At 54.6% G+C, this 17,619-nt stretch carries 17 protein-coding genes; 4 read left to right on the top strand and 13 right to left on the bottom strand.

What is annotated here, in order from left to right:
- The first annotated feature begins 51 nt into the window (after nucleotides 1-51).
- The 3 genes from P6M73_RS04960 to P6M73_RS04950 all read left to right on the top strand — a co-directional run bounded on the left by P6M73_RS04960 (nucleotide 52) and on the right by P6M73_RS04950 (nucleotide 4,060).
- Nucleotides 52-2,007 (top strand): carbohydrate-binding domain-containing protein, encoded by a 1,956-nt coding sequence (locus tag P6M73_RS04960; protein ID WP_277855005.1) that lies wholly within the window; start codon nucleotides 52-54, stop codon nucleotides 2,005-2,007.
- A 230-nt stretch (nucleotides 2,008-2,237) separates the two neighbouring features.
- Nucleotides 2,238-2,744 (top strand): SOUL family heme-binding protein, encoded by a 507-nt coding sequence (locus P6M73_RS04955; protein WP_277855004.1) that lies wholly within the window; start codon nucleotides 2,238-2,240, stop codon nucleotides 2,742-2,744.
- 17 nt (nucleotides 2,745-2,761) lie between these two features.
- Nucleotides 2,762-4,060: a hypothetical protein gene (locus P6M73_RS04950; protein ID WP_277855003.1), complete on the top strand. Its 1,299-nt coding sequence runs from the start codon at nucleotides 2,762-2,764 to the stop codon at nucleotides 4,058-4,060.
- Nucleotides 4,061-4,471: 411 nt separating this feature from the next.
- Here the strand turns inward: P6M73_RS04950 and P6M73_RS04945 are convergent, their stop codons facing one another.
- The 13 genes from P6M73_RS04945 to P6M73_RS04885 form a co-directional block, all read right to left on the bottom strand.
- Nucleotides 4,472-6,430 (bottom strand): DUF5050 domain-containing protein, encoded by a 1,959-nt coding sequence (locus tag P6M73_RS04945; RefSeq protein ID WP_277855002.1) that lies wholly within the window; start codon nucleotides 6,428-6,430, stop codon nucleotides 4,472-4,474.
- 262 nt (nucleotides 6,431-6,692) lie between these two features.
- Entirely contained in the window at nucleotides 6,693-7,412 is a 720-nt protein-coding gene (locus P6M73_RS04940) for a ZIP family metal transporter (protein ID WP_277855001.1), read from the bottom strand.
- Between the two features lie 70 nt (nucleotides 7,413-7,482).
- Nucleotides 7,483-8,397, bottom strand: coding sequence for a radical SAM protein (locus P6M73_RS04935; RefSeq protein ID WP_277855000.1), 915 nt, complete (start codon nucleotides 8,395-8,397; stop codon nucleotides 7,483-7,485).
- A 189-nt stretch (nucleotides 8,398-8,586) separates the two neighbouring features.
- Nucleotides 8,587-10,107 (bottom strand): glutamate synthase-related protein, encoded by a 1,521-nt coding sequence (locus tag P6M73_RS04930; protein ID WP_277854999.1) that lies wholly within the window; start codon nucleotides 10,105-10,107, stop codon nucleotides 8,587-8,589.
- 375 nt (nucleotides 10,108-10,482) lie between these two features.
- A complete protein-coding gene (locus tag P6M73_RS04925; RefSeq protein ID WP_277854998.1) occupies nucleotides 10,483-10,842 on the bottom strand; it encodes a NifB/NifX family molybdenum-iron cluster-binding protein in 360 nt (119 codons plus the stop codon).
- A 54-nt stretch (nucleotides 10,843-10,896) separates the two neighbouring features.
- The gene (locus tag P6M73_RS04920; RefSeq protein WP_277854997.1) at nucleotides 10,897-11,766 is read right to left on the bottom strand and encodes an Mrp/NBP35 family ATP-binding protein; all 870 of its coding nucleotides are present in this window, start codon (nucleotides 11,764-11,766) and stop codon (nucleotides 10,897-10,899) included.
- 124 nt (nucleotides 11,767-11,890) lie between these two features.
- Nucleotides 11,891-12,721, bottom strand: coding sequence for a radical SAM protein (locus P6M73_RS04915; RefSeq protein ID WP_277854996.1), 831 nt, complete (start codon nucleotides 12,719-12,721; stop codon nucleotides 11,891-11,893).
- A gap of 113 nt (nucleotides 12,722-12,834) precedes the next feature.
- Nucleotides 12,835-13,731, bottom strand: coding sequence for an ATP-binding protein (locus P6M73_RS04910; protein ID WP_277854995.1), 897 nt, complete (start codon nucleotides 13,729-13,731; stop codon nucleotides 12,835-12,837).
- On the bottom strand, nucleotides 13,703-14,566 hold the full coding sequence (locus P6M73_RS04905) for an ATP-binding protein (protein ID WP_277854994.1): 864 nt from the start codon (nucleotides 14,564-14,566) through the stop codon (nucleotides 13,703-13,705). Before P6M73_RS04905 ends, P6M73_RS04910 begins: the two co-directional genes overlap by 29 nt.
- Nucleotides 14,567-14,576: 10 nt before the next feature.
- Nucleotides 14,577-14,936, bottom strand: a complete 360-nt coding sequence (locus P6M73_RS04900; RefSeq protein ID WP_277854993.1) for a NifB/NifX family molybdenum-iron cluster-binding protein — start codon at nucleotides 14,934-14,936, stop codon at nucleotides 14,577-14,579.
- Nucleotides 14,933-15,346 (bottom strand): DUF134 domain-containing protein, encoded by a 414-nt coding sequence (locus tag P6M73_RS04895; RefSeq protein ID WP_277854992.1) that lies wholly within the window; start codon nucleotides 15,344-15,346, stop codon nucleotides 14,933-14,935. Before P6M73_RS04895 ends, P6M73_RS04900 begins: the two co-directional genes overlap by 4 nt.
- Nucleotides 15,347-15,388: 42 nt before the next feature.
- Nucleotides 15,389-15,703 carry a DUF5320 domain-containing protein gene (locus P6M73_RS04890; RefSeq protein ID WP_277854991.1) on the bottom strand — a complete coding sequence of 105 codons (315 nt, stop codon included), beginning with the start codon at nucleotides 15,701-15,703 and terminating at the stop codon, nucleotides 15,389-15,391.
- A 409-nt stretch (nucleotides 15,704-16,112) separates the two neighbouring features.
- The gene (locus P6M73_RS04885) at nucleotides 16,113-16,334 is read right to left on the bottom strand and encodes a disulfide oxidoreductase (RefSeq protein ID WP_277854990.1); all 222 of its coding nucleotides are present in this window, start codon (nucleotides 16,332-16,334) and stop codon (nucleotides 16,113-16,115) included.
- Nucleotides 16,335-16,532: 198 nt separating this feature from the next.
- On the opposite strand from P6M73_RS04885, the gene selD reads away from it, so the two are divergent.
- A complete protein-coding gene (gene selD / locus P6M73_RS04880) occupies nucleotides 16,533-17,567 on the top strand; it encodes a selenide, water dikinase SelD (RefSeq protein ID WP_277854989.1) in 1,035 nt (344 codons plus the stop codon).
- Nucleotides 17,568-17,619: the final 52 nt, after the last annotated feature.

Here is a 17,619-nt window from a genome sequence, read left to right as displayed (position 1 = left end):
AACATCAGACCTGGCCAATGATCAGGCAATGCCTGCAGAAAGGATGAAATCATGAATAAAAAATGGAACAGACGCTTACGAATCAGGGTCGCGGCCGCCCTGGCCGCAGTGACCCTCACTGCTGCCGGCTGCAGTCCATCCCCAGCGGGCAGCACTTTGGCAGGGACAGCTTCGACTCAGATCACGGTTGCAGGAACAGCTGCCGGTACACAAACCGCCGGCACAGCAGACAGACCGGACACATCGGGCACTGCCACTTCCGGCGAATCCCAGGAGGCAGCCCTGACCGTCGAGTACAGTTCAAAAGATCTGCAGACGACGGTGGATGAAACTGCTACCACAAAAATCCGGTTCGGGGAAAAAATCACGGTCAGCGGGGACGGCGCTCAGGTTTCCGACAAAATTCTGACCATCAGCCAGGCGGGCACCTATCTTCTGTCCGGAGAATCCGCTGATGGCCAGATCGTGGTGAACGCGCCGGAGGATGCCGATGTCATCCTGGTTCTGAATGGGCTGAAACTGACCTGTCCGTCGGCCTCTGTGCTGCATATTCTGGAAGCGGATAAAGTGATCCTGACGCTGGCTGCCGGCTCGGAAAATGTGCTGACCGACGGCATCGACCGTGTTCAGACGGACAGCGAGGCGACGGATGCGGCGATCTACAGCAAGGCGGATCTTACGATCAACGGCAGCGGCAGTCTCAAGGTTACGGGTCAGTATGCCCATGGCATTGTCAGCAAAGATGACCTGAAAATCGTCAGCGGTCAGATCACGATCACCGCAGTCAAAGATGGGCTGCAAGGCAAGGATCTGGTTGCGATCCGGGACGGCAATCTGACCATCACGGCAGGCGGCGACGGCATCCAGTCCACCAATGACGAGGAAGCTGCCAAGGGCGGAATCCTCATCGAAAACGGCATCTTTGACCTGACAGCCGGCCAGGATGGTATTCAGGCTGAAACCAGCCTGTGGATCAAAAACGGTACTTTCCGGCTGGTCACCGGCGGCGGCAGTGCCAATTCCAGTCAGACCAGCGGCTGGGGAAACTGGGGACCGGCACCCGCTTCCGACAGCCAGACCTCCGATTCCGCCAAGGGTCTCAAAGCCGGCACTGCGCTGGTGATTGACGGCGGAGTCATCCAGCTGGATTCCTCTGACGACGCAGTCCACTCCAACGGTGATGTCACCATCAATGGCGGTGCCATCGAACTGTCCTCCGGCGATGATGGAATCCATGCCGATCAGGCTCTGCTGATCAATGCCGGCGACATCTACATTGAGACCAGCTATGAGGGACTGGAAGGCGCCAGTGTGACGATCCGGGATGGAAAGGTCCACGTCGGCGCGATGGACGACGGGATCAACACCTCCGGAGGCAATGACGGCTCCTCTGTCAGTGGCCGGCCCGGGCAAAACGGATTTGATCAGTCCGATGGCACCCTCCTCTCCCTGCTGGGCGGCTACGTTTTTATTGATTCCGCGGGGGACGGCATTGATGCCAACGGCGACATCGTAATGGAAGCAGCCACCGTCATCGTGAACGGCCCCACCAATAACGGCAACGGGGCGGTGGACTATGCCGGCACCTTTACCCTGAATTCAGGAACGCTTCTGGCCCTGGGCAGCTCCGGCATGGCTCAGAACATCAGCGAAACCTCCAGCCAGGCAGCTTTTCTCCTGAACACCAGTGAAATCAGTGCTGACACCCTGGTCCGGATCACCTCATCCGACGGAACCGAGCAGATCACCTTCTCCTCCCCCAAACCCTTCAGTTCCATCCTTTACTCAAGCTCCGACCTGAAGGCCGGTGACACCTGCCTCATCTCCAGCGGCGGCACCTCTGACGGAACCGCCACCGACGGAATCATCCAGGGCGGCACCTGGTCCGGCGGCACGCAGCTGACCCAGGTTGAGATGACCTCAGCTCAGACAACCATCGGAGGCGGCATAGGTTCAGGCCCGGGAGGCATGAAGCCCGGTCCCGGGAACCCAGGCAAACGTCCCTGATTTAATATAGATATCCTCCTTACCCTGCGCAGCGGTTCTTCTCAGAGCCGCTGCTCTTTCCTGTCCTGACGTCTCATCCAACTCCCGTGGACTGACTGCACGCACCGGCAATGGACTGACTGCACGAACTGGCCGTGGATTGATTGCATCCAAACTTTCATACTCCCGAAACAATGACTTGGTATAATGATTTCATCGGGATGTTATCCCAGGTGAAAGGTGTGATGACAATGGCTCCTTATGAAACAGCCCCCTATCAGGTTCTGAAAGCAGAACCGCCCTTTGAGCTGGGGGCCTATGATGCGTTTGTCACCGCTTCAGTGGACAGCCGGGACTGGATAAATTCAGACGGATTTAACCAGATCTTCAATTACATCAGCGGCAGCAACGAAGCCGGTCAGAAAATTTCCATGACGACTCCGGTATTCAATGAACTGGAAAGCAGTCGGGCCACCACGGAGTTCGTCATGCCCCGGGAAGTGACCCCGCTCCTGCCTCGACCCCAGGATCCCTCCATTACGCTGAAGTCTCATTCCCCGGTGAAAACCGCAGTCATTACCTTCTCCGGCCGCATGAATGAAGCGGCGGTGGAGAAAAACAAAGCCCGGCTGACGGACTGGATTAACCGCCAGGGCCTGACCCCGGCCGGTCCCATCCGGCTGGCGCGCTACAATCCGCCGTTTATCCCCCCGTTCCTGCGCCGTAATGAGATTCTGATGGATGTGCGGGACGAATAAACCAGAGGAAGGAATACATGGTACACTCGATAATTACAGATCTTATTGACAATACAGAAACCAGCCTGGCGGCTTCGCCCGCCAGGCTCCTGGAGTTCGCTCTGGCGAATTTTCATCGGGCTGGTGATAATCATCCGGCTCTGATGGAATCCTGCAGCGCTTTGGCGCAGGCCCGCAATGAACAGGAACTCCGCTGTGTAATCGCCGTCCTGCAGGCGGACCTTGAGTCCTGGCGAGCCAAAACCGCGGCGGAGCTGACCCGGAATGACCTGAACCAGCTCCGGACAAAGATTACGGACCGTCTGACCGAGATTGACCGGAACGGCTCCCTGATGCCGGAACCCTGCCTGGAGTTCTTTATCGAACAGGGTTACCTGAAAACGGCAGAAGAATTTCTGCTCCAGGCCCGGATGCAGGATGGCAGCCTGACCATGGAGGAAGCATTCCAGGCCCAGCGCAATGTCTGGATCATGAACAGTCTGCAGCTGCTCTGGGGAATTCCCCTGTCCGTCACCCCCTCGGTCTATGCCTACAGCATGCTATACCCCTATACGGACAATTTCCTGGATGATCCCCAGGTGGATCCCCTGGAAAAAGAGCAGTTTAATCACAAGCTGAGCCTGGCTCTGGGCGGTGAATTCCCCGCACCGGCGGGAGCGCATCAGCGGAGGGTATTTGAACTGGTGGACCAGATCCGGACTCAGTATGACCCGGTCCGGTATCCCCAGGTATTCGAAGGGATCCGATTGATCCAGCAGGGACAGATCCTCAGTCTGATGCAGGACCGCGGCAAGACAATGTCACCTGAGGAACTTCTGACCTTGAGTTTTTTCAAGGGCGGCGCTTCGGTGCTGGCTGATGCCCTCCTGGTCCGGCCCGACCTGACGGAGTCCGAACTGACCTATGCCTTTGAGTACGGTGCCTCCCTGCAGCTTCTGGATGACATGCAGGATCAGCAAAACGACCGCCGGGACCGCCACCAGACGCTGTTCAGTCAGGTGATTCCCCCCGCAGCCTGCGACGAGCTGATTCAACAGCTCTTATCCTACCTGCAGTTGATTCATCGCCCCACTGCCACGGATTCAGCCCAATCCGCCCGCCTGAAGCGAATCATCGCCACCTGGACCGGTCTGATGGTCTTTGATGCGGTGGGCCGAAATCCCTCCCTGACATCCACCGCCCTGTACCGCGCTCTGGAGGCAGTCTCAAAAGTCCGCCTGAATTTCTATCAGGAAATCGAAGCCTCACTCAGTCCTTATTTTGACCAGATGGATTCAATCCAGACCCTGGCCGACAGTCCCGCCAACCTGCCCTGATCCGTGCTCTGCCGCTATTTCAGGAGCAATCGGATCCGCGCACGATGATCCGGATTAAGTGTAAAAAAATCATGTAAGAAACCATGCAAGAAAACATGATAGAAAAAATGAAAGTAAAACATGTACGGACATAGAACAATCCTTAATGGTCAATCCTTAATGGTCAATCCTTAATGGTCAATTCTTAATGGACTAACATATGCCTTCAAACAAGTGATCGGCATACGCCTGAAGACAAGAGCTGAACGTAAATCCATACGAACGTGTGAAAGCTGCCGGTCCATTCTGAAATTCAGAGCAGATGGCAGCTTTTTTATCGTTTCAAAGGCTTGTTGGTATGAGTCATGCGCTGGTCGATTCGACCGGCGGCAAGTGCGCCGCTCGATGCAGGTGCCTTTGGTGTTCACGGATTCAGGGTTTGAACTCACGACGTTCCGAGCCATCCGGCTCCATCATGTGATAGGTGTTCATGTCATTGTTGTAGTAGATGATCTGATCTTCCAGAAAATGAACCAGCGAATAGGTGCCGGGGCCAAGAATCAGTTCTCTGGTCCGGTCTTCGAGATGGAATCGAACCATCCCTTTGTCCTTGCCGGTAGCGTAGTAGTAGAGCCATCCCTGGTGGATTCCATAAAGGGTACCGGTTTCGCCATTGATGCTCTCGTCCTGGGTCGCGTCGGTCTTCATCCGGCGCAGTTCGTGATCTGATTCGGTGGTGTAGTAGATCCAGTCTTGATCCAGGGTCATCAGGGCGATGGCCTGGCCGGTGACCGGAAGAACTTTGCTTCCGTCGAGCCGGATTTTCCAGATGCCTTCTTCGCCGGCCTGATCGTTGGTCAGCGAGGGTTCAAAGTAAATCCATTCGTCATCCAGCTTCAGATTGCGCACGGCCATCTGAGTCAGCTGCTGCAGCCCGGTGCCGTCCACCCGGATTCGACATAAGGTCTGGTCCAGGGACTGATTGACAAAGTACATCCATTCATCAATGACCACGAGCTCGGAAGCGCTCTGGTCGGCAACAATGCCGTAGCCGGTGCCGTCGATCCGGACTCTGGCCAGGCAGTCGTAAAAACCGGTATCAATAAAATAGAGATAGTGACCGGACAGGTTCAGATGATTCCCCGGCCGCTTGATGACGGTACTGATGGAAATTCCGTTGCGCAGCGTCTTTCGAATCTCGCCCATATAGTGATCCAGGGAAAAGTAGATCCAGTTCCCGCCTCGGACAAACCGGCTGTGGGCGTTCGAATTGGGGACTCCCAGACCCCTGGCATAATCCGGTTCTTCCGGATCATCCCGGATCCAGTCCACGGTGTAGGCCGGTTCCATGCCGGAGCCGTCCAGTCTCACCCGGTAAGGTCGATTGACATCATCGGCATTGGAAAAATAGATCCAGCCGCCGGCGATCTGTACGCCGAAGGCCCTGGTGTTCATCAGCAGCACCGGCTCGCTTCCATCAAGCTCAGCCCGGTAAAGTCTGCCGGTCTCGCGAATGACATAAAACAGCTGATCCTGGTAGATCGTCATGCCGCACAGGCTGTCCCGAAGCAGTTCCATGGCGCCGCTGCCATCCAGTCGCATCCGCATGAGCACCCGCTGATCATCCGCCAGACTGGTATAGTAAATCCAGCCTTCGTAAGGAATGATATTGGTGCAGACCTCCTCGGCCAGGAGCCGGTCGTCAGTTCCATCCGGCCGGATCGTGCGCAGTTCGTCTCCCTGCGCCTCCTTTGCCACATAATAGATCCAGTCCCCTTCCAGCGTCAGACTCCGGCTGGTTCTGGCATTCAGCCGGACCGGTTCGGTTCCGTCTGTCTTCATCCGGTACAGCGACCCATTCTCCGCCAGGTTGGAAAAGAAAACATAGTCGCCCTTGACGAGAATATTGGCACAGGAATCGTAATCGCAGGGAATCGGGCTGATGCGCTCGATGCTCTTGCCCTCGGTGGTCATGCGATAAATATAGGCTTCCTCCAGCCTGGTCCGCTTAATGTAATAGATCCAGCCTCCCGCCACATTGATGCTGCTGACCGGCTTTTCATTGTAATCGGTGATCTGGGTGTCGTCGGCCCGTTTGCGCATCAACCGGGCGCCCTGACTGGCGTCTGCATAATAAATCCAGCCGTCCTTTTCGGCAAAGCAGCCGTGAGTACCGTAATTGGTATTGGTGTTCCCCGGTTCGCAGCCGCAAAGCGTAAACTCCGTGTCAGAGGGAGCGGTCGACGGCTTCACCTGGACAGAGGTGGCAGTCGGTCCGGTACCGGGCTTTAAAGGCGCAGCCGCAGTCCCCGGCGGCGGGGAATGAGAACAGGCGGTGAGTCCCAGCGCCAGCGCCAGGACAGTCATCAGGCTTTGGTGCAGCGATTTCATGGAAAAGCTCCTTTTGGTCCGTCGGAGAAGCCCTGTGGGCACGTCGGTCAATGAAGCTGAAGGAACTGCCGGAGCGGTCCGGCAAGCTTCCGGGGCAATTCAGTTCTAATTTAATCACAGTTAATAAAACTAGTAATTCGTTACTATAATTATAATTTTTATCTCGCTCTTTGTCAAATTTTTAATTATCTTTTCATTTTTAGTATAATATTAATAATATCCCCGCCCGGCTGAAGCAGATGGAAGTTTGCCGAAGCAACAATTATTTGATCCGCATCATCAGGAGTGCCAGGCCGACTCCGGCCACAAATGCCAGATAGGAGTGTTTTCGTTCTTCCTCCCGAACCTCTGGCAGCAGATGGGAGGCGGAAATATAGATCAGAACGCCGACGACGAAACCAAGGGCCAGGCCAATCTGGGATTCGCTCAAGCCTCCCAGGAACGGGTAGGCGACAAACGCTCCCAGCGGGGTCGATGCGCCTGCCACCAGAAACGCGGCCAGCAGGGATTTTCTGACGCTCATTCCGCTTTTAAGCAGCACCGAATAGGTCACGACGCCTTCCGCGAATTCATGGACCACCATGCCAATTCCTGATAAAATTCCGACCAGGGTTGAGGCACGAAACATGACGCTGTACATGACTCCGTCCAGCAGAGAGTGAATCCCGATCCCCTGGATGGCGGTGATGCCAAAGGCCAGATCATCCTGTTGAGTCTGATACCGGATGAACCGGTTGCTGAAAAACATGAACAGAAATCCTGACAGAGCCGCCAGTCCGGCCTGGTCATTTTTTTTAATGGCCTCGGGAAATGCCATGATCAGGGGCGAAGCAATCAGCATCCCGGCCGCAAAGCACATAAAATATTCCTTGTTGCGCTGCGCCCATTCCCGATTGCGATGGATCACCAGGATCCCGACGCTGTTGACAACCATCGCCCCTAGGGCGAACAGCGCCACCCAGCCAAATACTTGATCTTTCATTCTGTGATAAACCTCTTTCATTCAGATTACATATTCGTGGTTTCACCCGGGGTCGCCCCGGCAGGCCCGATTACTTCAGGCGATACGTATCGTAGCCTTTGTATCGGATCACAGTTACGGCTGGATCCGATTGGAGTCGTCGCAGGAGGGCTGCGGAATCTTCCGCTCCCCTGCTTTTCAGGAACCCTTCCAGTTCAAACTGATTCATGGGATGACGCAGGATGATACTCCTGATTGCCTCATAATCATCAGTGATTTCACTGTGGAATCCAGCCGAACTGAGCAGATCAATGGAGATTCCGCCCAATGTCTCCACCGCCCGCCGCATGGAGTCGGGATCCAGCGCCATAACCCAGGGTTCGGCCGGGGGACGCACCGGTGTATTGAGGTAGAGCCGGTCGTAGCGAATTGATTTCAGCAGTTCCTTATATTTTGCGAGGGACGCATCATCGTCATTGATCCCCTTCATCAGCATCAGTTCCAGCCAGAGCTGACCCTGGCAGGAGTGACTATACTCGATCAGCCCGTCCAGCACCTGTTGATAGGACAGGGATCCGTGGGGCCGGTTAATGCGGCGAAAGGAAGCTTCGTCCCAAGCATCAAGAGTTGGAAGCACCAGATCCGCCTGATTCAGGTCCTCCTGCACAGCCCGATCGTACAGCAGAGCTCCGTTGGTGATGACGGCGATGGGGTTGTCCGTCAGCTGCCGGATCTGCCGGATCAGTTCGCCAAGTCCCAGATAGAGCGTGGGCTCTCCCTCCCCGACGATGGTAACCACATCAAACTCCGGTTTCTGAAGCAGGACTTCCCGAAATTCCTCTAGAATCTCTTCCAACGGGAAAAACATCTGCCTTTGATTGGTCATTCGATCGGTCCGGCCCAGCTGGCAGTAGATGCATGAATAATTGCAGGTCTTTTTGGGTATGGGGCTGATGCCCAGGCGTCGGGATGGCACCGGACCGTATATGTATTTCATTTCTTTCATCGAATTGTTCCTCCTCCATCTTCTTGTATTAAAGGGTACGCATCCGCCTTAACCAGGGAGACCGACCGGATCAGGAAACAAACAGGGGACAGTCGCCTGCCCCCTGGATCGCAGGCTGAATCGCGCTGCTGTTTGTTGTTGTCTATTGTTGTTTATTACCTGTTCCCGCCGGAAAGGCTGGATGGTAAATTAGTCGAACCAGCGGCCTTTGATCAGATCCTTCGCATCCCGGGTCAGTGGGATCAGATCCGTCTGATCCAGATATTTCATGTCAAACTTCCGGTTGAGGGCGGCAAAGTGCTTCAGTCCAAAGGCCAGTTTGTTCAGATACGAGAAGACGCCAATGGCTCCCGGAGAAAAATCATCGGCCGCTTTTCCATACAGTGCCCGCAGTTCCGGCAGATCGCCGTAGATCTGTGCCACACTGGAGCCGTACTTCTGGTACGCCTTGGGAACTTCCCCTGCCTCGATTCTCTGGCCAATGTGCTTGCCGGTCATGGCCGCAGCCATGGCGGCTCGGCCGATTCCAACGGATGTCACATGACCCCTGCCGTAGGCCAATGCCTTGAACACCTGATCTTCTGAACTGAATCCGCCGGTGATGGTGATGGCGGGCACATACAGCCCGTTGTTTTTCATGTCCCGGGTAATCTGCAGGACAGTTTCCTCCAGTAACACGGTGGGCAATCCCCACTCATTCATCATTTTGCAGGGGCTGTAGCCACTGCCGCCGCCGGCACCGTCAAAGGTGATCATGTCGACTTCCGCCTGACTGCCCAGCTGCAGCACCCGTCGGATGTCCTCCCGGTCATAGCCGGCCATTTTGAGATAGATATTCTTTGCCCCCAGCTGGCGCAGCTCAGCGATTCGGGGAATTAAATACTCCTCATCCCAAATTGGCAGCCGGGAATAGATATAGAAGTTGGGACAGACTCCGTCAGCCTCCGCCTGAACAATGGCGGGATCCGTGGGATCCGGCAGCACCAGATGACCCAGTGCCTGCTTAATTAACGCCTCTTCCCGGTCCTTCAGCCGGTTGACCGGCTGGGTGCCCTTGGCCCCCTGGCCAAACTTGAGCTCAATGGCCTGAGCGCCATGAACCTGGATGGCATATTCGGGAACGCCCATCATGTCATCCTCAATATTGCACTGAAGCACAATCTGACCATATCCCCGGTCATAGCGACGGAAGGCATCCAGCATCTTCTGCAGCGCCGGGAAATGAACCACTTTGCCATGCTCCAGCCGCAGTTCGGGATCCTTGGTTCGGGAATCTTCCCCAATGACGCAGGTGACGCCGGCCATGGCCGCACCGCCGAAATAATCCTCCCAGTTCATCTTGATCAGGGCTGGCAGAATCAGGGGCATGGCCAGCCGAACCGGATGGAATCGGCCGTATTCGCTCTCAAGGTTTACCCGGAAAATATTCGCCTCGGCAAAATTCAGACCCGCTCCGACGGCACCGAACACTCTGCCGTTGATGTTGAAGTGCGAGTAATCCAGGGGATAGTCCTTTTCCGAAGCGATCTGATTGGCCCCGGTGTTGGTGGGGTATACCGCCCGAGCTCCCAGAACAGCCGCCAGGGCAATCTCGCAGGGGCCTTCGCAATCCTCCGTACAGAATGAGCACATCCCGGACTGGGGTGAGAGATGACGGCTGCGGTGAAAGGTATCATTGAAGGCTGATGACAGGTTGGGTGAGTAGGTCATGACAAAATCCTCCTCTTTCGATAATCTTAAATTCGATTAAAAATTCTCGCATAAAAAAAATTTCGATCATTGATTTTTACTTCGCTGCTTTAGCTGGTCATTGTTTGAACTCACTGACAGGCGCTGAATGATAACGATTTCTACTTCCATTATTTCACATCGGACTGGCGAATGGAAATACAAAGATCACCCGAATATGCCAAAAAGCTCAGGGGGGCAGCTGAAACCAGGTTCCCTGAGCTCATAGCGGCGCTGCGATCCGGCGCAGACTGTCCGTTTGGAGAATGTTCTGCGGCAGCCTGCAAACACATAACCATCAATGGGCAGGAACTCACTCCGTCAGCACCTGTGTTTTACAGGTGCTGCCCCCGGGAATCAGGCATGGCACTCCTCGTGATGACTATGTTCGTGGCACACCGAACCGGTGGATTTCAGTTCTCCGGCCAGATAAGCCAAGGCCGCGGCTCTGGCGTCGCCTCTGGCGCCGACGATTACTTCGATGTTGTGCTGGTTGAAAATGTCAATGGCTCCGCCGCCCATGCCACCGGAAATGATGACGTTGACTCCCAGGTCATTCAAAAAGTTCGGCAGAAAGCCCGGGCGATGTCCCGGATTGGGAATGCTGGCATGTTCCATAATCTCATCATTCTGAGCATTGTAGAGGTTGAAATTAACACAATGTCCGAAGTGTTCTGTCACCATGTCGTGTTCACTGGCTACTGCGATCTTAATCATTTTTGTTTCCTCCGCTTGTTCGATTTGTACTTACTATTTGTCTTTATTGTTCCGTTAATTCCTATGAGTTCCAACCGGTTCACTGCCTGCCGGAATCATGCCTTCCAGTTCCTGGGCCAGCTCATGGAGCCAGTCCCCGGCATACAGCTCGATCATGCCGCGGTCAGTGGCGGCCGCCAGTCTGGGATCGATGGGAAGCCTGGCCTGTACTTTCAGCTGATGAGCCGCGGCGACTTCGTCAATGTGGCTCTCCCCGAAGATCCGGTACTCCTTGCCGTTGTCCGGACATTTGAAGTAGGAGTAATTCTCCACCAGACCGATGATCGGAATATTCATCATCTTTGCCATTTTGACGGCTTTCCCCACAATCATGGAAACCAGTTCCTGCGGGGAGGTGACTACCAGGATGCCGTCAATCGGAATGGACTGGAAGACAGTGAGCGGAACATCTCCGGTTCCCGGAGGCATGTCGATGAACATGAAATCCACATCCTCCCAGATGACTTCCGTCCAGAACTGCTTGACCGTATTGGCCAGAATCGGACCGCGCCACAGCACGGGATCTGTCTCGTCTTCCAGCAGCAGGTTGATCGACATGATGTCAATCTCTGTTTTGGTTCGAATGGGAAGCAGGCCATACTCATTGGTTTCCGGCTGAGTTCTGATGCCGAAGGCTTTGGGGATCGACGGACCCGTAACATCCGCATCCAGAATTGCGGTATGATACCCCCGCCGATTCATTTCCACCGCCATCAGCGAGGTCACCAGCGATTTGCCGACGCCACCTTTGCCGCTGACGATTCCAATCACCTTTTTCACCCGACTCATGACATGAGGCTGTTCCAGGAAATCCTTCGGGCTGGTCTTACGCTCAGAACAGGTTTCCCCGCATCCGGAACAGTTCTGGTCACATGTTTCACTCATAGATTTCTTCTCCTTTAATTACACGAAAAAATAACTACCTCCGGAGCAACCCGGCGGCTTCCCCGCGGCATGCCAGTTTCCAATGCATTGCTCCGATTGTCTATCTATTTATCTATCCATTTATCTATGTTCTCGGCTTCAGCCTTGCTGCGATTTCATTTAGGAGTTCGTCGCGATCTTTGGGCAATACTCCCTTGATCTGGATCAGGTTGGTTGGGTGAGTGGTATTAAACAGCGTTGGCTGGCTGGGGTTCAATTCTTCCAGCAGCGTCCGGAGCTCCAGCAGCAGCTCAACGGGCTGGGCCGGAACAAACCGGCCGCTGTTCACCATGGTCTCCAAAGGGGTGCCGCCGAAAATTTTCAGATTCATGGTGATGATGATCCGGGTGGTGAACTGATTGATCATGTCGGCTGTCGCCCTGGCATATTTCTCACCCTGGCCTGCCCCGGCTATTCCATACATGATGATGGTATTGAACGGAAGCCTGGCCTGATTGAGCTTTTTCGCCTCGCGGATCGCGTCTGTCCGCCGATGAGATTTTTTCATCAAGCTGAGAACTTCATCATCCCCTGATTCGAATCCGATGTAGAGCAGTCGCAGACCGTCATCGTGCAGAATCACAAGTTCTTCCACGGTGTACTGCGCCAGATTCCGGATGGAGGCATAGGATGCGACACAGGCGCAATAGGGCAGATACTGACGAATCATGGCCAGGAGCGATTTCATTTTTCGAAAGCCAATGGCCAGAGGGTCTGCCCCGGTCAGAAAGACCTTTTCCGTATACCGTCCCGCGTTCATCAAAATCTTTTCTATTTCTGAAACCGGAACTTCCCGGTACGGGATGTCTTTGTACATGGAACAGAAGGCGCACTGATTGTAGGAACAGCCGCGCGTTACCGGCAGAAGGAAGGTGTTGAGTTCATCCTGCGGATAGTAGACCATGTCTTTTTCCATGTTCTGTTCACCTCCTGAAGTCTGCGGGACCCATCAGTTTAGCATACGTTCAGTAGAAATTCTGATCCAGGTGATTCGCACCCGGCAGGACCGCACCCAGGTGTCAGCAGGTCTTACTCTTTTTTTGAGAGTATGGTCAGGCTCTTCCCCTTCCCCAGCTGAATCAGTGTTTTGCTGAATACTTCCCGAACCGCGTCTCCGGCCGGGCAATCCAGGTCGACAATGGTCCTGCCCGTGTTGATGGCCTGAACCGCCATGGGATCAAAGGGGATCCGACCGGTAAAGGGAATTCCGCGTTCCTCGCAGAATGACTCAATCAGGGCGGCGTTCCCTTCATTGGTATCGGCCTTGTTGATGCACACCGCCACCGGGGTCTGGAATTTAGCGGCAGTCAGCACAATTCGGTCCAGATCGCTGATGCCGGACAGAGACGGCTCTGCCACGATGAGCACCAGATCCACACCGCTGATGGAAGCGATGACGGGACAGCCAATGCCGGGAGACCCGTCGATGATGGCCAGTTCGGCAGATGGCGCCGCGGCCATCAGCCGCTTCTTGACTTCCGTCACTAAAAGTCCCGAAGTGCCTGAGCCCATTTTCAGCTGGGCCGTGGAGAAGACGCTCCGGTCATCCCCATACAGCATCAGTTCGCCGGCAGTTGCCGGCTTCAGTTCAATGGCCCGGACCGGACAGACGGCTGCGCATACGCCGCAGCCTTCACAGGCAAAGGGATCCACCTGGTAGGTACCATTGACATGAATTGCCTCAAACCGGCAATGCTGGCGGCACAGATCACACTCGATGCACTGATCGGTATATATCTGCGCTTTCGGCAGGCCATAATAATCAGTCCGGTCCAATACCGGAAGATTCTGCATGACCAGATGCAGGTTGGGCGCGTCGACATCACAGTCGGCATAGGCTCTGGCCTGAGATAATCTGATAAAAGCCGACGCGACCGTAGTTTTTCCTGTACCGCCTTTACCGCTCAGAATCAGCAGCTGTTTCATAGCCGGCCACCTCCCTGATTTTTTGATGCAGTCTGGTGAACATCTCATGATACTGGGGCAGTTCACGTGCCAGGATTCGCCCATTGGAATTCAGTCGGCCAATGGTTTCATCAAAGGGTATGGACTCCAGGATTGTAATCCCCTGTTCCAGACAGTAGTCTTTGGACGGGTTGTCGCCTTCGATGCATTTATTGAGAATGACTCCGTGCGGTTTCTGAAACAGCCGCACCAGTTCATGAACCATCTTCAGGTTATGCAGCCCAAACAGGGTCGGTTCTGCCACCAGGATGCAATAATCAGCATCCCGGATGCTGTCCATGACGATGCAGGCGGACCCTGGCGGACAGTCCACGATCATCGGCTGGTCCGCCGGCGACTCCGCGGCAAACAGCTTTCGGATTATCGGAACTCCGGAGGACTGACCCGGATCAAGCCAGCCGGTTCGAACGGTTACCCCTTCCGAGGTGCCAATCTGAATCTCGCCGATGGATTTTTCCACTTCATGCAGTGCCTGCTGCGGACAAAGCAGGGTACAGCCCCCACAGGAATGACAAATGTCATCAAACAGCATCCACCTGGTCCCGACCATCGCCAGGGCATGGAACTTGCAGAATTCAACGCAGGTCCGGCAGGCATTGCATTTCGTCTCATCCACTGCCGGAATTTTTACCGTAACTGCCTCCCGCTGAATGGACTTCGGACGAAAGAAGAGATGTCCGTTGGGTTCCTCGACGTCGCAGTCCAGATAGACGGAAGGTGCAATGGCGGCCGCCAGATTTACCGATACCAGTGTTTTCCCGGTGCCCCCTTTGCCGCTTAATACCGCGATCTTCATGGACTGACTCTTAGTGTCCATGATATCCGGGATGAATCTCTTCCAGAGGCGGAAGCTGCCCGGCCTTGAATGCTTCAATATTTTCGGTCAGGCTGCCTTCGATGCTGCGATGAATCCGGACATTTGCCCCATTCAGAACCTTGGCTGCGTTTTCGCCGCACCGGGGCGTCAAAAGTACCTGGGCTCCTGAATCCACAACGGCCTGAGCAGCCTTGATTCCGGCTCCCCCCTGGCTTTGGGCTGCCTCGTTGACCATAAAGGTACCCGTCCCGGCTTCGGTGTCAAAGATCAGATAGTACGGGGTCCGGCCAAAGGAAATGCAGACATTTCCTTCCATTTTTTGTTCATCGGCTGGTATTGCTATTTTCATCGATTATTCTCCTCATGTTCCGACCCATCATCCGGGTCAATTATTAATTCACTTTGGAAGCATCGGCCATACAGGCCTCTGCGGCACTGATGGCATCCCATGCGCCGTTCCTTGTCATTGTACAGCTGGTAATCCCCGCCTCCAATCCGAAGACGGTGCCCATAGACGATTGCCTGAGCAATTTTCCCTCTGGCTTCCTTATAGATCGCCTGAATTGTTGCCCGGGCAACCTGCATTCGTTCGGCGCACTCTTCCTGGGTCAGACCCTCGAGATCAATGAGGCGAATCGTTTCATACTCCTCCACCGTCATCGGAATATCTGTCACAGGTTCCGTATCCCCGTTGAGTGGACCAAACAGATCCATCTCAGGCAGGCAGCATACTTTTCTCCACTTTCTCGGTCTTGGCATCAAATCACCTCCTCGAACAAACCCGGCGGGGGATTCTCCCGCCTACTTGACTGAATTTGACTGATTCGACTGACTCAACTGTCGGTTCACTGCGTCCAGTCTTCTTTCCAGATACGCTTTTTCCTGGGTCAGGCTGTCAGAAGCTTCTACACTCTGATTCGCCCGAAACCATCTTCTGCAGCCGTAACCAAGTCCCAGACCGAGTCCAAATTTCGCGCCGCGCGCAAGACCTTGTCTCACACCCAATCCCAATCCTCGTCCGGTTCCGGTTCTGGGACTGTCTGCATTGCAGACTCCCATTCCTCGTCCGGTAAACGCACCCTGGCCCTGCGGGCCTGTTCTATCTCTTCCTGGCATGTTGCATCCTCCTTCTTTTGTTTCCTCGAATCGTTCAAGCCGAGTTATTGGCATATGCTATTTACAATTTCATAATACTCTGTTTCTGGCATATGTCAATAATATATTTCATATCACATTTCCTCGAAGTATAAGTTTCTCTGATATCACCTGGAATCGCTTCTCCTGGGCATTATTCGGGTACTAATAGAGAACAATAAGAAAGCGCACAGGAGATCCCATGCGCAAGGTTTTGTAAGTTTCGATCAAACTTAGCACATCTCTTTCTCAGTGTCGTCCATACCGTCTTGTATGCCATGGTTTTCGGACAAACCGGAAATGTGCCGTTGGTTAGCGGATTCGATCCATTGAGATTCTCTGTTTAAGACCGAGCAGCGATTCTCACTTATACCAGGCATATCCTTACTGGTCAGGAAATCCCTTCTCCCGGAGCTCGGACGACCGCTATCTCGAGTCGAGTGATCATTTCCGCCAGGTCGATGTCATACCGCCGGGCAATGGTCTCGAGGGAATCAAACAAACAGTGACATAACAGACACTGTCCGATCTGTTCATCATATGTGCGAAATACCGGATCCGTCTGCGGATACTGTTCCACAATATCCAGCGGCGTGTCTTGCTTTGTGATCATCAATTCATCTCCTCATATTTCTTTTTCTGATTATACCTCACCGGATCGATTCCTGATACACTGTAGCCATACAACCTCCCGCCAGGCTGATCCCAACCGGAGACTCCTCCGCATCGGCCCGGATAAGGACAGGGGTGAACACCAGACAATTAGGCATTCACCAAGGCAAGGCCAATTTCATTCACAAAGGAGATTCCCATGGCAATCCAGTTGACCCACATGGCAAAGACCGCCGGCTGAGCGGCCAAGATCTCGCCTGAGATCCTTGCACAGGTTCTGTGCAAACTGCAAAAACCAGATCATCCGAACCTTCTGGTTGGTATTGAGACCTCCGATGACGCCGCCGTTTATCGGATCAACGATGAGGTCGCGCTGATCCAGACGCTGGATTTTTTCACACCCATCGTCAATGATCCCTATACCTTTGGCCAGATCGCCGCTGCCAATTCACTGAGCGATGTCTACGCCATGGGAGGCGAACCGGTCCTGGCGCTGAACATCGTCTGTTTTCCCAACTGCCTGGATCCGGAGGTTCTCTCCGACATCCTCAGAGGCGGCCAGGACAAGGTGACCGAAGCTGGCGCGGTTCTGGCCGGGGGGCACAGCGTGTCCGACGACGAGCCCAAGTACGGTCTGTCGGTCTCCGGCTTTGTCCATCCCGATCGAATTATGACCAACAGCAATGCTCGCGCCGGCGATGTGCTGGTGCTGACCAAACCGCTGGGTGTGGGCATCATCAATACCGCCATTAAGGCGGATCTCGCCAGTGACGCGGCTGCCCAGGCAGCCGTCCTCTCCATGACAACGCTCAACCGCTACGGGGCAGAAGCCGCCAAAGACCTGGCCGGTGTTCACAGCATCACCGATATTACCGGGTTCGGGCTGCTGGGGCACGCGGTGGAAATGGCCGAAAGCAGCCAGGTAACTCTTCGCCTCACCGGATCATCCATTCCGTTGCTGCCCGAAGCCCGCGACTACGCGGCCATGGGGCTGGTTCCGGCCGGAGCAGCCAAAAATCGCAGCTTTTTCCAGGACCGGATTCATCTGACGGAAGGGATTGATCCCATCCTGTCCGATCTGCTGTATGATCCCCAGACCTCCGGTGGTCTGCTCATCAGTCTGAGCGAAAGCGACGTACCCGCACTTCTTGAAAACCTGCAGGCCTCTCCTGTGGCGTATGCCGTCATCGGCCGGGTTGAGCCCTACGCTGGCCACTATGTCATCGTCGACTGATTACACCTGAAATTTAAACGGATTGTCCCGATCAATGAACAAACCTGGCAGA

Origin of the sequence: Anaerococcoides asporogena, from assembly GCF_029590275.1 — a bacterium.
In the GTDB taxonomy this organism is placed as follows: Bacteria; Bacillota; Clostridia; order Clostridiales; family Clostridiaceae; genus JG1575.
This window is presented reverse-complemented; position numbering and strand designations above follow the sequence as displayed.

Excerpts from the sequence above, each read along its gene's own strand:
- P6M73_RS04960 (WP_277855005.1), top strand. The coding sequence starts at position 52 with ATGAATAAAAAATGGAACAGACGCTTACGAATCAGGGTCGCGGCCGCC.
- P6M73_RS04955 (WP_277855004.1), top strand. The coding sequence starts at position 2,238 with ATGGCTCCTTATGAAACAGCCCCCTATCAGGTTCTGAAAGCAGAACCG.
- P6M73_RS04950 (WP_277855003.1), top strand. The coding sequence starts at position 2,762 with ATGGTACACTCGATAATTACAGATCTTATTGACAATACAGAAACCAGC.
- P6M73_RS04945 (WP_277855002.1), bottom strand. The coding sequence starts at position 6,430 with ATGAAATCGCTGCACCAAAGCCTGATGACTGTCCTGGCGCTGGCGCTG.
- P6M73_RS04940 (WP_277855001.1), bottom strand. The coding sequence starts at position 7,412 with ATGAAAGATCAAGTATTTGGCTGGGTGGCGCTGTTCGCCCTAGGGGCG.
- P6M73_RS04935 (WP_277855000.1), bottom strand. The coding sequence starts at position 8,397 with ATGAAAGAAATGAAATACATATACGGTCCGGTGCCATCCCGACGCCTG.
- P6M73_RS04930 (WP_277854999.1), bottom strand. The coding sequence starts at position 10,107 with ATGACCTACTCACCCAACCTGTCATCAGCCTTCAATGATACCTTTCAC.
- P6M73_RS04925 (WP_277854998.1), bottom strand. The coding sequence starts at position 10,842 with ATGATTAAGATCGCAGTAGCCAGTGAACACGACATGGTGACAGAACAC.
- P6M73_RS04920 (WP_277854997.1), bottom strand. The coding sequence starts at position 11,766 with ATGAGTGAAACATGTGACCAGAACTGTTCCGGATGCGGGGAAACCTGT.
- P6M73_RS04915 (WP_277854996.1), bottom strand. The coding sequence starts at position 12,721 with ATGGAAAAAGACATGGTCTACTATCCGCAGGATGAACTCAACACCTTC.
- P6M73_RS04910 (WP_277854995.1), bottom strand. The coding sequence starts at position 13,731 with ATGAAACAGCTGCTGATTCTGAGCGGTAAAGGCGGTACAGGAAAAACT.
- P6M73_RS04905 (WP_277854994.1), bottom strand. The coding sequence starts at position 14,566 with ATGAAGATCGCGGTATTAAGCGGCAAAGGGGGCACCGGGAAAACACTG.
- P6M73_RS04900 (WP_277854993.1), bottom strand. The coding sequence starts at position 14,936 with ATGAAAATAGCAATACCAGCCGATGAACAAAAAATGGAAGGAAATGTC.
- P6M73_RS04895 (WP_277854992.1), bottom strand. The coding sequence starts at position 15,346 with ATGCCAAGACCGAGAAAGTGGAGAAAAGTATGCTGCCTGCCTGAGATG.
- P6M73_RS04890 (WP_277854991.1), bottom strand. The coding sequence starts at position 15,703 with ATGCCAGGAAGAGATAGAACAGGCCCGCAGGGCCAGGGTGCGTTTACC.
- P6M73_RS04885 (WP_277854990.1), bottom strand. The coding sequence starts at position 16,334 with ATGATCACAAAGCAAGACACGCCGCTGGATATTGTGGAACAGTATCCG.